Below are 14,702 nucleotides of genomic sequence, written 5' to 3'. Positions count from 1 at the left end.
CCGCCAGGTCGCGTTGCCATCCCGGATCTGCCGCCGGACGGGCGCCGGGGTGGCATCCACCTGCCCCGCGTCATCGAAGTAAATTGGCCTTGCATGCTCGCAGAATTCAACGCCGACCTTGGCCGGCGCCGCGCACCCAGTCACGCCTGAGCTCATCAGCAATAGCGCCATCATCCATGCGCGCCGTTTGATCCTGTACATCTCTGACCTCCTTGCGGGCCTGTTCAGCCTGCTCATTGATCTGCGCCGCATTCCCCTCGCGCTCGACCGCGCGCCCGGCGCTACGACCCCGCAGGTAGGTGGCAAACAGTACGGCCGCTGCGGCCGCAGCGGCCACGGCAACGCTCTTGAAGCGCTCAAGCCAGGCCCACATAACTGCCCCCAGCCGAAGCTGCTGCCTCGGCATAAAGCGCCGGCCAGGTGTGCAGGTGCGGCTTGCCCGGACGCCACGTACGGGCGTAGAGATTCCAGCCGCCTTGCGCATCGCCCACGGCAGGCAGGCGTGCGAGATCCGTCCAGAGCAGCAACCTTGCGAACGCCGCAGCCAGCACATCGTCCGATTCCAATGCGTCATAGACGGCGGAGGCTATAGGGTCGACCCGCCGCATTCCGCAAATGTGCTTGGCCTGATCGCGGCTCGCCGCATGCGTCAGCACGCCCCGCACGCCTCCACCCCGCTCAAACTGCCAGAACCCGCGGGCGGGTCCGCCAATCTGGCGGCGGTGCACAAAGCGGCTTTCTTGCAAACCAATGGCCAACAGCATGACGCGGGCCGCGGCCGAGTCCATCTTGGCGGGCAGCAAGGCCAGCGCAGGGTCGATGGCGGTTTTGGTGATGTTGTTAAGGTCCATGACGGCCCCCGTCCGAGCGCATGCCCAGCACTTTGTCGCGCAGCTCGGCCACCCACTGCAACACGCCCTTCTGCCTCATGCTGGCCATCCATCGCATGTAGGCGCCCAGCACCCACCATGCGGGCAGGCCTGCAAGCAACATGCTTGGCCCCAACACATAGAACTTCGCCAACAGCGCGTCATCCGTGCCCGCGCCGTGACGGGCCAACCAGGTCATCGCATCCATCAACCCCGGCTTCCAGGCAATCACGGCGCTGGCCAGCGCCGGACCAAACAGAAACGAACAGGCGACCGTAGACACGGTGCGCACGGTGAATTCGCGTACGGTGCGCGGCGGCATGATCAACAAGCCAAGCATGGCCGCCACCGCCGCAGGAATGCCGTACGCCATTGCGACCTTCAAGGCCGCGAGGCCTCCCAGCCCCGTAGATCCTGGTTCCATCGTTGCACTGCTCCTGTAGACGGTTCGCATGATTGCCTGCCGTTTGGACGCAAGATCCCCCCGGGACTGTCCAGTTCAAAAAAAGAAAATGCGGATATGCGTTACAACCTGGGGCTTTTGCTTCCATGAAACCCTGGTCCCGCCGTCAGCCCCGCAGAAAATCCACGCCCACCTTGTCTGAAGCGCTTGCGCGTTATTTGGTGGAGGTGTCATCGACGAAGAAGGGGCATACGTCCGAAGTGTCGATCGCACGAATTTGGCGGGCGACCAGGTTGGCCATTCGCCCAGTTGATCGAATCCGCAGCTCTGATCTCATGGAACTGCGCGACGAATGGCTCAAGGACAAAGCGCCCGCCACCGTAGTGCGGCGCATGGCGTTCCTATCCCACGTCTACACAGTGATCCGAAAAGATTGGGGGTTTGACCAATTGGCAAACCCGGTGCAACTCGTCCGGCGGCCCGCGGTCGACGATGCACGCGATCGGCGGCTGTTCGACCGCATCACCCTGCGCGGCGTGTCCGATGACCAATGCCCGCGCAAGGAGCTGGACTGGATCATTCGCTCCACGCAGTCCATCGAGCTTCCCACCATCCTGACCGTGGCAAAGGAAACTGGTATGCGACGGTCGGAAGTGGTTGGCATTCTTCGAGAAAACCTGGACATGATGCATGGCGTCGTCCACCTGCCGCACACTAAAAACGGCCGCGCGCGCGATGTGCCCTTGACGCCCAGAGCGCGTGAGACGCTTAGACGCTGGCTGACCGGAAAGCCGATGCGCGGCCGCATTTTCTCGATGCAACCCGGATCGGTCACGCGCGCGTTTATCCGCGCCCGCAGGCGCGCCCGCCAGCAGTACGAGGGCATGTGCCGGCAACTAGGCCGCCGGCCAAACACGGCCTACTTCCGCGACCTCCGCTTCCATGACTTGCGCCATGAGGGAACTTCAGAACTGGCCACCGTGTTTGAGATGCACGAGCTGGCCAAGGTCAACGGCAACGTCGACACGCGGATGCTGCTGCGGTATTACCACCCTCACGGGCGGGAGCTTGCGCAAAAGCTTGCTCGCAGCGCGCTTGGCAAGCGCCAGCTTGAAGAAATGCGCAGAGAGCGTCAGGCGGACTTTGACGCTCTGCCTCTTGCCGCCTAGCGCAGTGCTTTACGCTGCTTCGGCGGCACCTTGAGCCGATTGCACCGGCGCGACAGCGGTGAGCCAGGCGGGAATAGGCCCCCAGCCCGGATAACTGACGTCCACCCCGTCGACGTCATGCACGTTGCCTAGCGTGTACTGATCGCCCGTTTCCGCGAACCACAGCGAAGTCTCGCGATGGTCCTCGACCAGCTCCCATTTATCGCCGTCGCGGCGAGGCCTACGGCCGTCTTCGGCCTGAGGCGGCGCGTCCAAATACGCACCAAACGGAATATTGAACGAACCGGGCGAGAGCGAAAGCTCATTCGCGACGGATTCGTAGAGATATAAGCCATTGCTATCGGTTTGATATACGGTTTTTTGCACGTAATTTTCTCCTAAAAATGAAATTTGCACTGCAAATGCGCGGGCGCTTGGAAGCCGACAGGCCGATGGAGTGAAAGAGCACGCCCACGGCATAGTCGGAGCAGCTCAGATTGACGGCGCGGGCGGCGCAGTGTCTCGAAAGGCGGACAACGTTGGAACCACGTCGACCGCTGGAATAGTGGGCGGGGGCCGATCTGAAACTCGTCCGCTAAATTTGGCCTACCACCCGAGAATCCATGCCTGATGTTCCTTTCACTGCAAATGCGAGAGGGTTGGGGTCAGTCCAAAAAGATGCCGTGCAACAGATCACAGGCCTCATCAAGAACCTCGCCTATCAAGACGCATTTACAGCTAGTAGCACCGACACGACCTTCGTGGGTATTGGGGTCTTCAGTCGAAGACTGACGGGAGCATCTGGAGGCGCCTCCGTGTATCCGACAACCATTGGCACCACGCCTGATGGCGACGAGATTTACTTCGACTCTGCCCGAGTTGTTCGATCGTCGGTTGAAACCCGATGCGTGAATGCTGCCTTCCACCCACGCATCCATGCTTGACGTGCCTGTCACTGCAAATGCGAGAGTGATGGCCCACCCTCAGTTGGACGCACTTCAGAATCTGACTGGTAGCTTCTCGATACGCACTCTGTCAGATACCACTGCGGTCACGGCGCAAGGCCCGGCCGGGGCTATTTCTGTAATTGCAGGCGCCGGGCCGGCAGACGCGCGCACGACCGCATCCCTCGCTGACCCAGCGGGAGCGACGCTGGTTTCTTTCTCTGGATCGAACTCTCCCGGTGCTAGAACATCCGTCGAAACGCGCCCGATCAACGTCGCTTATTACCCTCGGCTACATGCTTAATTTCAAGCATGAATTAGTGGATAAAAGGAGGCGTCGATGGCGCGGGTTTCCGTTGCTGTGCGGACAACACGACTCAGGTTCGAAGCGAGGGAATTTCCGTTCGTGATTCCGGGGGGCAATGGGCGCGGAGCTTTTTCCATCCGTCTTCACAACTGCATAAATTTCCCCGTGCACTTGCATTGACATAGGCGCTATGCATGGATTCTCGGCTGATAAGCGGTGTTCAGAGGCCGATTTTCCAGCCCAGCCAGTACGCCATCGGCGCCCGCATTGGCGAGCAACATGCCTCCACCATTGTTCGACCCTGCAGCCCACGCATAGTAATTGTTCAACAGCCGGCCAATGTTGTACGGCGATCGGATGGAGTCGCCCTGACGGCTACCCAACGCCCTCGCATTTGCAGTGTCAGCGTCAGTCCCCGTGAATCGGCGGAACATGTTGCGCAAATCAGGAACCCGGAATTGGTTGGCATCCACGTCCACGAAGTAGTGCGCGCCAACGTTGGCTGTCCACGTCGCTTGGCTGACGACAAGGCTATTTTCCCGGGCGTAGCCCCACAGACGCGCATAAGCCGCCTTCGACAACACACCACCTACCGCGTCAATCTCACTGGGCAGCGGCGTGGCGGTATGGCCATCCAACGGACGGCCGCACAGAGGGGATCGGTATCCGTTGAAAAAGCTGGAAGCCGACCAGATCCAGATCTCGCTGCATTCCGCCACGATGATGGGACCGATGTCCTCCGTAGGAAGCGCAGCAATCGAGAAAACCCTGGGAAAATTCCCCGCCACAAAGGCCGTGGTAGCCAGACGAGTACTGTTGTCTGCGCTAGCCGGCGTCGGCGCAGTCGGCACGCCCGTCAGCGCGGCAGACGCAAGGGGCGCGCCGCCAATGTCCGCCAGCGCTTGCACCGGCGTACGAGCAACAAAAGCGCCCGTGCCATTGCCCGTCAGAAAAGACCCGGCGGGGACGCTCACCAGCCCAGATCCGCCCCGCGCCACCGGCAACGTGCCAGTTTTTACATTCCCTGCATCCAGATTCTGGATCGCATGGCTAAGCGCGTCGGTTCCGCCTTCTTGCAGCGGCCGCCCCGTCACCGTGGCCAGGCCATCGAGCTGCTTGTACAGCCAGCCGAGGCGCTCGTCCGTGCTCTGTTGAACCTTGTTGAACTGTTCCACCGAAGGCGGAACCGACCCGATGTAGGACCAGCCGGTCTTGTATTGCAGGTCAGTGATGCCTTCCGTCAGGCCGTTTTGCGCCCAGGTCGACTTGAAAAGATCGAAGAAAGTGGGATCTGCCATTTTTAGATACCTCGCGCCAGCACGCCGACGCCAAAACCATGGAAACCTTGTTCGCGAAAGCCGAAGGGCTTTTCGGTCGAACCGGTGATGAGTTGCACGCCGATGCCGGCGGCTTGCGGGACCCACTTGTAGGGGTTGGCCATAAGGGGGTCATTCGGACCGGGAATCCGGCTGACCCAGATGCGGATTTTTGCGTTGCCCGCGTTTTGCACGATCACGCGGGACACATCAAAAATCGGTTTAAGAGAGCTTGCAATCTCCGGCGCGGAGCCGTGCCCATTGTTCAGAGCGATCTTCCAGTACAGCAGCTTGCGGTACTCGGCATCGAGCAAGGTGGTGGACCCGGAAACCGGGCGTTCATGGGACCGCCGGAATCGGGCCTCGCCAAACCCACCCACGTTGGGCTGATCCAGGAAACCGAAGAAACGCACATACAGCGTCTCGTCGACTACCCGAGGCAAGCCCACGATCTCGCCAATGCCGTCGAGCTGCTTGCCGACCGCCGTGTCCAACCAACGGTCTTCGTATAGCGCTCGCAATGCTCCTTGCAGCCCTTCGGCGGGCTTGAGAAGAGCCTTGACCAGCGCTTCCAGCCGCCGCTTGGTCTGGAACTGCCCCAGCCAATGGCCCCAGGCCATTTTTGCGTGGTCTTGGTTCAGATCCATCACGTCACCTCAATGCGCGACATATCAAACGCGGCAACCTGAAAGTCCTGGATCGCCACGTTGGCGGCGTGGTAGTCCGAAGGGTCGGGCACAAAGGCCGCGTCCGTGGAATACGCCAGCGCCAGGTCCACCGATGCCAGACCTGAGCTGCGGTAAATCGCGCCATACAAGCGTTGCAGGATGACGTCTTCACCAATGGAAAACGCCCTGCCCACTGCGGCCAGGTTGTCCGCAATCTCCTGAAAACCATCAGGAGGAAACGCTTGTTCGGAAGGCGGCAACAAGGTGGTGACGCACCGCACCCACACGTAGACGAGCTCCGGGCGGTCAAAGCGGATGCGCTGATCCGCGCCATCCGCATCCTTGATCACTACCGATTGCTGGCCATGCATATCGATGCCGGCTGCCACCACCCGGAAAAGCGCGTCGGCCACTTCATCGTCCAGGCCGCCGTCAACCACCGCATGGACGCTGTGCGGCGGCCGCCCCAGCGCATCCGGCTCATCGGTGTTGTTCATGAACACTTTGACGGTGCGCACGCCCGCCACACGGTCGCGCACGTTCGGGGCGATGCTGGGCAGCGTGGCCGCGCCCAGCCGGAACAAACCGGTGGGATAACGCGCACGGAGTTCGGCGGCGTTCTCCGCCAGCCTGCCCGCCACGCCCGGCTGAAGGTTGGAGACGGCGGTCCAGCCGTCTACCTGGGTGACGATTCCGTCCAGATCCCCTTCCCCCGCACCTTCGGCAGATGCCTGCAAGGTCTGGACCAGCGCAGGCGAGCCCAAGCGAGCCAGGTTCAATGCCCCAGACCAGGTGAACGCCACCGCGCTGCGGCCATCGGTATGAATCCGCACGGCAGCGCCGTCGCTGGACACCGCCAGGCCGCTGGCCGACAGCGCGGTAACCAGCCCTGCCAGAATTTGCGGCAGATTCGTTGTAGCGCCGCTTGTGTAAACGTAGGCCTGGCCATCGATCGAAACGCGGTACTCGGTATTCGTCGCAACAATCGGCTGAAGCGTCACGTCGGCCGCAGCACCCGCCAGAATCTGCGCCTGCGCTGCCAGCGCCCACAGGTTCTGGCTGACGCGATGACGGATTTGCGCGCCGGCCCGCACGGTGGTTCCGGCGCTGCCGTACAACACCACATAAGCCCGCGATGGCTCATCCAGGTAGCGCGACACGCCCGTGAACGACACGGACCGGTCCAGCGACACACCCGTAGCCGAACCGGGATACATGGCGTAGTAAACGCCTTCTGCCTGCTCCCACAAAGTGGCTTCGCGCTCGGCGAAGGTATCGATCAGCAAGCCGGTGATGCTGTCTGGGCGGGTCTCCACCGCCCCGTTAAAGCCGGCCGACTGCATGCGGGCACGCAAGTCCGCCACGATCTCCTGTCGAATCTCGGGAAGGCGCGGACGCACGAACCCGTCCGGTGTGACACCGTAGGCCATAGGTACCTCGAAAAAATGGGGTTAGGTCTTACGCAGTTCGACGACTCGATCGAGTCGTCCCGCGGTCGTATCGGCGTCAAAGCTGACGCGCAGAACGCGCAGTTGGCGTTCAATTTCAAGATCAAGACGGCGCACGCGTTCAACACCGGGCACCGCTCGAATCCGGGCACGCAAGATGGCTTCGATGCTGGCCCGGTCTGGCGACTTCACAAGAATGTCGTCGAAGTACGGGACGCCAAAGGTGGTGTCCAGAAACCACTCGCCCATAAAGGCCAGCAACGTCACCTTGATCTGTTGTGCAATCCGGTCGGCGCCGTCCACAAACGTTGTCCGCCCGAGCAGATCCAGATCCAGATCATGGTCAGCGGAAAGTGCTAGGTCCAAAGCCATCAGACAGGGTCCTCCGTAATGCCGCCGGCGTAGGGGTGGCGATGCGAATCGCCAATATTTTTGCCGTTGTGCGTGATCGATCCGCCTTCATAGGCGACGCCGCCTCGTATCCGCATGGATGCGCCGCCCGCGCCGCCCTCGCCCGCCATGCCTTGCGTGTAGACGAGCGGCCCATTGATCGTGACCGGCGTGTTGAAGGTCGTTTGCTCGGCCTGGACAGTCCAGTTCTTGACCTGAAAGGTCAGTTCCCCGGCTGGCGACAACTTCAGCGTGCCAGGGCCGTATTGAATGCTGACGTTGTCGGTATCGGCCGCGACAGTGCCAGGACGCAACAGCGGCGTGGCAAAGGCGTCAGACAGATCGAATTGCCGCGGGTCGTCGGGCGGACCGTTATCGCCCATCAGCCAGTTTTCCAGCGCGCGGGCGGAGAACGACAACTTGATCGCGTCACCCGCTTTGAGCGGCACCGAAATCAGCGCCTGCGCGCCTCGCACATCGCCCACAGGCCAGCACACCGGCACGCGAACAATCTGGGGAGCGGGCAAGTTCTCGCCGTTTGCCAGGCGCTTGGCCAGCGCCGGACGCGCCGTCACGAATATGCCGTCATAACTGACGACTTCGCCCGGCAGCGTTGTGTACACATCGGCCAGCTCCGTCGAGATAATCGAGCGGATCGCGCTCACCACGTTGCTCATGACTTATCCTTTTTTCTTGGGCGGCGCATACCGGTCGACCAGGCTCAATTCGGTCTGCCAATCGCCGGTTTCGCTATCGCCCTTGTGTTGCACTTTCTCAACGCGCTGAAAGGCCTCCACCGTGCGGCTCTCCAGCTTGACCAAATCGCCTGGGTTGATCATCGGCAGCAACAAGGACTTCACGCTCCAGCCGTCCCGCTCCTGATGCGCGCTAGCCGAGTCGGCGGCGCCGTCGGCAGGCTTGCCCTTGGACTTCGCCTTTTCCTGCGCGGCTTCACGCACGCGCTCGGGATGACCCAGCAAGCCTGTATCAACGGCCAGCACCACCGCCTGGCGCCGCGTCGTGCCGCCGCGTTGCAGCACTTGCAACTGTTGATTCTGAATCGACCATTCCAGGCCGGTTCCTTGCGTCACCTTGTGCAGCGCCGTACGCGCCGCGCCATAAAATGAAAAACCATTGACCCAGGTGCGGTCCGGGATGTCGTCAGCCATCACCAGCGACAAACCCATCTGACGGGCAATGTCACGAATGATGGCGCTTGCCAAGGCGCCCTGCCCCAAGCCGATAGACACGGCTGTGTCCCGCACTTCGGTATAACCATCCTTGACGATCAATTCCGTAACCACGTCGGGCGGGTCAAATTTTGTGTAGGCAAACACGACACTGCCCGAAGCCATCAACAGCGGCCCGCCCTCTTCGGCATAACCCGCGTACAGCACACAGCGCAGCCCCGGCTCCTCCAGAGATTTACGCGTTGCGGGCGACAGGTTGTACAGACGGATCTTGTGATCGTTCGGCTCTTCGTTGACGTCTTTGGTGATCTCGAACACCAGCCGGATAGGCGGCACGATCTCCAAGCCTTTGGCGCCGCCCTTGCCCACCAACAGCCGGTAGACCCGATTAAATCTAGCCATCTGCCACCTCATCCGCCTCGATGTACATCAGCGACACCACGCCGCTGGGCAGCGCTGTCCGGCTGATAGCATCCCGGCGGTCCGGCGCGCGCGCCACCAATTCGCCCGCAGGCACCGCCAGATGCCGGTATGCGCCAAGCAGCGGCGTGTCCGGCACTACCGCGATGCCTGCCACGATCAGCTCGTTGTAGGCATTCTCAATCGACAAGACCCACAGTTCAGCCTCGCTGTTCCAGGACAGCCGCAAGAAGTAAGTGACGCCATCCAGCTCCACCTCGGTGAGGCTGTCGTTGGCGTCCAAAATTGGAATCTCAAACATGGGACCTTCCTGGAAATTTGCGGGATGTCATGCCGGTATGACGGCATGCTCAAAAGGCTTGGAAACCTTGCCCGCGTTGGTCTTGGTGGCGCCCGCTTTGCCAGTGGCGGCGCCAGACGTCTGCTCGGGCGGAATGTCGGCCTCGCGCAGCGTCACCTTGCGAATCCGCTTGAAGCTGGCCGATATTTCAAACCGTTCTCCCCCTGAGTTGGAGCGGCCGATTTCGCAGGACTCCATGACGAAGTTCACGTATTGGTCCAAGCCGGTAGAAATCGTGATGGGCAAACGGTTCGCGTGAATTTCACGCAGAGCGGCTTTGGCGCTGATCATTTTGGAGCGGCCTGCGCCGCTTGGACTGGCGCCAGCCGAGCCCAGCAGCGCAACTTCCGCTGCCGTCACCCAACCATCCAGCGAGAGCCTTTCGGACTCTTGCACGACGTGATCAGACACGGGCAGGCCTTCTTCAACAGCGTATGAAGTCGCCTGACTACTCAGCGAGGTTTTCTCACTCAGAAGCGCATCAAGCGGAACGGAGCCAATCTTGCTGCCCCCGTTCCAGCCAAAAATCATGGATACAAAGCTCATGGATTCTCCTAGCTTCCGACCTCAACGCCTCTCGACGAGGCTAGAGATCGAGCAATACTGTCAACGCTTTGAATGCTGACCTCGTCACCGGCTTTCCTGACCTCTAAGCCAATGCCCGCAGCATCTACACCGCGTGCGTTGACCGTAAAACTGTTTTGCACATTGACCGCTTGGTTCACCTTGCCGAAACCGCCTCGCAGCGCCGTGCCTGGCGACACACCTGGCACAGCACTCCCCGCCGCAAATGCCTGCACTTGCGGTTGTGCGGCAAGCGCCTTGGCTGAATCCGTCATAGCGCCCTTCTGCTCATCAGAGAGCATCTGGCCAGGCAGCAGACTCTTGAACCAACTGACCGCCGACTTGAACTTGTCCATGACCCAGGTCTGGATGGCGTCGCCAATCGCGCGGATCACGTTCAGGATTCCACTGCCGATGTTGGCAAAGAACGTCCACAACCCCGTAAACGCGCCAACCAGATGCGCAATCGCCGCATCCCAGTCGCCGGTGAATGCGGCCACCACGGCGTTTACCAGACCGCTCCAGAACGCCCACAGCGCTGAAAACCACGCCATCAAGGGGTCCAGAAAATAGCTCTGCGCCAATCCCATCAGCGTGTTCCACGCCAGCGAGATATAGGCCGTAACCGTGTCCCATGCCGCCAACAGATACGACGTGACGGAATCCCACGCGGCTTTCAGATATCCCGTGACCGAATTCCACACAGCCACTATCGCGGCGCTGATCACATCCCAGTTTTTGTAGATCTGCCATACAGCCAGGGCCAGCATGCCGATAAGCGTAATAATCCGCCCGATCGGGTGCATGGCTACTGCCCGCCACAACATGGGCACGGCCGTCCGAGCCAAGAACATGAACAAGGAGCCAATCGGCGAAAGAATGCGCCACATGCCATAAAGAACCGCCGAGGTCATGGCGAGCTTCTTCGTCCACTCGCCCACGGCCGTACCCGCGCCGCCCAGCAAGTCCTTCACAAACGTCAAGACTGTGGAAACAGTCTCGATTTCGCTCTGCCAGTTTTCGACGCCTCCGACCACGCTGCCCAGCACGGAGTCACTACCGTTCAACCAGTTGGAGATGTCTTCGCCAATCAGATAGATCGTGGTCAGAACCGCAGCCATGCGCAGCATCGGCCCAAGCGATCGACCCAAACCCGAGAAAGCCTGCGCGGTGCCTGTGGACCCGGACCCGGTAGACATCGCGGTATTCAGCCCCAATGCGGCGCGCGCCGAGTCACGTAGCGCTTTGAGCAAACCGCCCGACTGACGCGTCGCAGCTGCCAGCCATTGGTTCAACATCACCAGGCCAAACGAAGCCCCAGCCAACGCCAGCATCCTGATCACAAAACCCAGGTTGTCTGCCAGCAGTTCAACTGCCCCCGTCACGATTTGCAGCACAGTGCGGCCGCCAATCATCGTTCCAAAGAAGCGTTGCCAGGCGTCGTTCAACACCGTCACCGATCCGGCAAGACTTGCCGGCTTGGCGCCGGCCTCTGCCTGCAACGCCGGTAACTGCGACTGCAATGCAGGCAGTGCGGCGCCGGTGCTGATCATGCCGCCTTGGGCCTGCGCGGTCAGGCCTTGCAGCGTGGTGCCCATGCCCTTGGCCATGGCGTCTTGCAGACGCTTGGGCAAGGCGGCGAACTGCTCCGCGCCAAACCCGCCCTGCTCGATCGCCTTGAGCATCGACGCCACAATGGCGCCGCGATCTGCGCCTTTGTCACCCGACAGAGACGCGCCCAACGCCACAAGCTGCGTGACGTCCAGGGCGTCTTGCGCGGACTTGCCCTGGCCCGCCATGCTGCGCTGCATACGCATGAACGTGTCCGCATTGTCGGCATAAGCCGTACGCGTCGTGCGCGACGTCTTGGCCAACTCGCGGTCCGCCTCCGCGTATTCCTCGGTGGAATTCGTTGCCCGGCGCATGGCGTCTTCCACCTGCACCCAGGCATCGATATCGCCCAAGATCTGCCGAACCGAACCGACGCCCACCAACGACGTCAGGGCGCCACGTAAATTGGCAACGGCTTTTGCCAAGAAGCCCGTTGGTCCTGCCGCTTTCCTTTGCAGCTCGATCAGGTCAGTCAGACCCGTCTGGACCCCGGTCATGCTGCTTGCCACTTCACGCATCGCCTGAATGGCGCCCGCCGAGTCGGCCGCCATCTTCGACATGGCGTCCTTGAACCCTTGCCGGTATCGCCGGATTCCGGTGTCATCCACCTGGTAGCTCAGAACGGCCACCACTTCACTTACAACGGTCATCGTTACCTCGCCTTCCGTTCTGACGCGGATTGCGCCGCCTCCTGGGCATCCATCAGAGCGTTCAGCTTCAGGATGTCCAGGAGGTCGACGTCACCGCGTTTGACGGCGTCCAAACTGACATGGCGGGCCAGGATGGGCCGCCAAATGATCAACTCTCGTTCGAAGCCTGCGTCGAACTGCCCGACAGACTCGCCAGCTTCTCGCGGGCCGGACCAAAGCGGCCGACCCAACGCGCCAAAGGGCCGGCGAAGTTGTGCTCAAGAATGTGAAACAGCAGTTCCAGGATCTCGGCGTAGTCAGTGAACGCCAAGCCACGGTGCGCGGCGGTCAGCTTCTGGGGCTCGCGCCCCACCAGCTCAAAGCTGACCAGCTCCGGGTCGATCAGGCGCTCGGCCCAGCCGCCCAGAGCGTCACCGCCCAGCTTGGCCGACAGTTCGCGAAACGCGTTCAGCATGGCGCTTTCATCGCGTTCCTGGCCGGGGGTGTCGTTGCCGAACACGGTGGTCAGCATCGAACCGGCCGCTGGCAGAACTTCCTTTTGCAGGTCGCCCAGCAGCTTGAGCTGACGGAACGGATCAAAGCGGGAAATGCGGAAGATCGTCGTGCCGATCACCACTTCCTTGATCGCGGCCATCAGGCGTTACCCCCAACCACGTTGATGGCCTGGCCGGTTTCGATCGTCCATTCGCGGGAGCCGACCTTGGCGCCGTAGCCAGCGTCCGGCATCTTCACGATCCATGCCGAATCCGACGCATGCAGGGACAAGCCGCGCAAATCGGTAATCGAAATCGGGAAGGCGCCGTTGCCCTCGGTAGCCTTATCGGCCTGATGCAGCGCGGACAACGCCGCATTGCTGGCGCTGGTTTGCATCAACGTGATCTTGATGCTCAGGCGCGAATTGCGCGACATCGCGCGCGACACCTCGCCGTCGATACCGACAACGGACGCAATGCCATCGCCCAATTCGGTAACGGTCACGAAGTTGTCTTCGGCCAAGCCGGAGATGGGCAACGCGCCCACCACAATCTTCACCTGGTTCGGTGCGTAAGTTTTGACGGACATGGAAGTACCCCGATTACAGTTGTTGGTAGGTGAGGTTGCCTTTGATCTCGGCAACATGGATGGCGCCCGCCAGACGGGCGCTGAACTTCAGGTCACGCAGAATGCGGTTGGCCTTGTCGTTCGTGGAGATGCCAGCAGCGCGCGGCACGGTGATGACAAAACCGGGAATCGTGCGGCCCGCATCATCGATTTCGTCAGGCGCGATCAGTCCACGGCTTTGACCCAGCAGCAGGGCTTGGCGAATACCGTTCACCAGGATCTGAATACCGACGTCGGTGTAAGGCACCTTGCCGTTCGCGTTGATCAGCTGCGATGCCACGTTGATCTTCACCTGTTCCGACAGCCAGTCACGGCCGCGGATCACGTCGATCCATTCGCCGGCAGCGACCTTGCCGTTTTGCGTCACGGCAAAGTTGCGCATCTGTTCGAACGTGTTGGCGTTCTTGGCATGCGCGGCCAATGCCTGGCCTTCGCTCAGGCTGTCATACGTCACGCCAGACAGACGCGTGTTAGCCCAGGTTTCACCACCGGGATAGAACGTGAAGCGGTTGGCGCTGACGGCGGCTTCCAAGGCTTCGGTCCGGGCCTCGCCGTGATACCAGACGTGCGTGCGGAAGTACTGCTTTTGCTGGCACTTGGATGCAATGTCGGTGGACACTGCGGCGTCGATGATGCCGGCCTGGTCGGACGACACGCCAAACAGACGCTCATTGGATTCCACCCATTCGGCGGCATCCAGCACGTCGGCTTCAACGCGGCTGGCCAACGCCACGCCGTACCAATCGCCGTTTTCACGCAGGCAGGCATTCAACGCGGCCGAGGGGGTTTCCGTGCTGACGGGCGCCGACAGCTGCAAATTGCCCTTGATGGCGATAGCGACGGCATTGCCGGTTTGCTCTGCGGTGACCGATACGTCGGCGCCCACAGCAGCAGCCGTCACAGGCGCGCTGGTCGCGGTAATGGCGGCGACCAATGCGGTGGCGATCGTTTGCGGCGTGCTTTCGGCAACGCCCGTGGCCTTGGCTTCCGCCTTTTGAACTTGGCCTGCGCCATCACGCCACGACAGCGTCACGGTGTAGTCCGTGGCGGCAGCGCGCGTCACGGTGAACTGCGACACATCCACGTGGCGGCGGCCAACGAAGACTCGCGAAACCGTCGGGATCTGCTTGAACGCATCGCGCACGGCGACGTACAGCGGGTCGGTCTGAGCGATGCCCATGTCCAGCAACTCGCCGGGCTCGGTCACCGCCAGAATACGATTGACGGCCAGCGCGTGCGCGCCAAGGATCAGGATGTCAGAGAAGTTCTGTTCCTTGATCGCCGTGGTGTTCAGCGAGATCGCCACATTGACGATCCGGTCGATTTTTGCCAT

General features: G+C 61.4%; 17 protein-coding genes. 1 reads left to right on the top strand and 16 read right to left on the bottom strand.

Going from position 1 to position 14,702, the window contains the following annotated elements; all coding sequences use genetic code 11:
* Window positions 1–106: 106 nt before the first annotated feature.
* The 3 genes from RAS12_RS00680 to RAS12_RS00670 are packed head-to-tail and all read right to left on the bottom strand — an operon-like array spanning window position 107 to window position 1,293.
* Window positions 107–373, bottom strand: a complete 267-nt coding sequence (locus RAS12_RS00680) for a hypothetical protein (protein WP_306944487.1) — start codon at window positions 371–373, stop codon at window positions 107–109.
* Window positions 357–851: a hypothetical protein gene (locus RAS12_RS00675; protein WP_306944485.1), complete on the bottom strand. Its 495-nt coding sequence runs from the start codon at window positions 849–851 to the stop codon at window positions 357–359. Before RAS12_RS00675 ends, RAS12_RS00680 begins: the two co-directional genes overlap by 17 nt.
* A complete protein-coding gene (locus RAS12_RS00670) occupies window positions 841–1,293 on the bottom strand; it encodes a hypothetical protein (protein WP_306944483.1) in 453 nt (150 codons plus the stop codon). Before RAS12_RS00670 ends, RAS12_RS00675 begins: the two co-directional genes overlap by 11 nt.
* Before the next feature lie 125 nt (window positions 1,294–1,418).
* On the opposite strand from RAS12_RS00670, the gene RAS12_RS00665 reads away from it, so the two are divergent.
* Window positions 1,419–2,441 (top strand): tyrosine-type recombinase/integrase, encoded by a 1,023-nt coding sequence (locus RAS12_RS00665; protein WP_306944481.1) that lies wholly within the window; start codon window positions 1,419–1,421, stop codon window positions 2,439–2,441.
* 9 nt (window positions 2,442–2,450) lie between these two features.
* Here the strand turns inward: RAS12_RS00665 and RAS12_RS00660 are convergent, their stop codons facing one another.
* From RAS12_RS00660 to RAS12_RS00600, 13 genes are all read right to left on the bottom strand, one after another.
* Entirely contained in the window at window positions 2,451–2,807 is a 357-nt protein-coding gene (locus RAS12_RS00660) for a phage tail protein (RefSeq protein ID WP_306944479.1), read from the bottom strand.
* 1,052 nt (window positions 2,808–3,859) lie between these two features.
* Window positions 3,860–4,969 (bottom strand): hypothetical protein, encoded by a 1,110-nt coding sequence (locus tag RAS12_RS00655; protein WP_306944477.1) that lies wholly within the window; start codon window positions 4,967–4,969, stop codon window positions 3,860–3,862.
* 2 nt (window positions 4,970–4,971) lie between these two features.
* Window positions 4,972–5,634: a baseplate wedge 1 family protein gene (locus tag RAS12_RS00650; protein WP_306944476.1), complete on the bottom strand. Its 663-nt coding sequence runs from the start codon at window positions 5,632–5,634 to the stop codon at window positions 4,972–4,974.
* The gene (locus tag RAS12_RS00645) at window positions 5,634–7,085 is read right to left on the bottom strand and encodes a hypothetical protein (RefSeq protein WP_306944473.1); all 1,452 of its coding nucleotides are present in this window, start codon (window positions 7,083–7,085) and stop codon (window positions 5,634–5,636) included. Before RAS12_RS00645 ends, RAS12_RS00650 begins: the two co-directional genes overlap by 1 nt.
* A gap of 21 nt (window positions 7,086–7,106) precedes the next feature.
* Window positions 7,107–7,475, bottom strand: coding sequence for a contractile injection system sheath initiator (locus RAS12_RS00640; protein WP_306944471.1), 369 nt, complete (start codon window positions 7,473–7,475; stop codon window positions 7,107–7,109).
* Window positions 7,475–8,170, bottom strand: coding sequence for a Gp138 family membrane-puncturing spike protein (locus tag RAS12_RS00635; RefSeq protein ID WP_306944469.1), 696 nt, complete (start codon window positions 8,168–8,170; stop codon window positions 7,475–7,477). Before RAS12_RS00635 ends, RAS12_RS00640 begins: the two co-directional genes overlap by 1 nt.
* A 3-nt stretch (window positions 8,171–8,173) precedes the next feature.
* Window positions 8,174–9,085 (bottom strand): phage protein, encoded by a 912-nt coding sequence (locus tag RAS12_RS00630; protein WP_306944468.1) that lies wholly within the window; start codon window positions 9,083–9,085, stop codon window positions 8,174–8,176.
* Window positions 9,078–9,404 (bottom strand): phage baseplate plug family protein, encoded by a 327-nt coding sequence (locus RAS12_RS00625; protein WP_306944466.1) that lies wholly within the window; start codon window positions 9,402–9,404, stop codon window positions 9,078–9,080. The genes RAS12_RS00630 and RAS12_RS00625 overlap by 8 nt, the downstream gene beginning before the upstream one ends.
* A 27-nt stretch (window positions 9,405–9,431) precedes the next feature.
* The gene (locus RAS12_RS00620) at window positions 9,432–9,989 is read right to left on the bottom strand and encodes a phage baseplate protein (protein ID WP_306944465.1); all 558 of its coding nucleotides are present in this window, start codon (window positions 9,987–9,989) and stop codon (window positions 9,432–9,434) included.
* A gap of 8 nt (window positions 9,990–9,997) precedes the next feature.
* Window positions 9,998–12,268: a tape measure protein gene (locus RAS12_RS00615; protein WP_306944463.1), complete on the bottom strand. Its 2,271-nt coding sequence runs from the start codon at window positions 12,266–12,268 to the stop codon at window positions 9,998–10,000.
* Window positions 12,269–12,416: 148 nt separating this feature from the next.
* On the bottom strand, window positions 12,417–12,902 hold the full coding sequence (locus tag RAS12_RS00610) for a phage tail assembly chaperone (RefSeq protein WP_306944461.1): 486 nt from the start codon (window positions 12,900–12,902) through the stop codon (window positions 12,417–12,419).
* Entirely contained in the window at window positions 12,902–13,330 is a 429-nt protein-coding gene (locus RAS12_RS00605) for a phage structural protein (protein ID WP_306944458.1), read from the bottom strand. Before RAS12_RS00605 ends, RAS12_RS00610 begins: the two co-directional genes overlap by 1 nt.
* Before the next feature lie 13 nt (window positions 13,331–13,343).
* Window positions 13,344–14,702, bottom strand: coding sequence for a DUF3383 family protein (locus RAS12_RS00600; RefSeq protein ID WP_306944456.1), 1,359 nt, complete (start codon window positions 14,700–14,702; stop codon window positions 13,344–13,346).

Origin of the sequence: Achromobacter seleniivolatilans (genome assembly GCF_030864005.1) — a bacterium.
GTDB lineage: Bacteria > Pseudomonadota > Gammaproteobacteria > Burkholderiales > Burkholderiaceae_B > Achromobacter > Achromobacter seleniivolatilans.
This window is presented reverse-complemented; position numbering and strand designations above follow the sequence as displayed.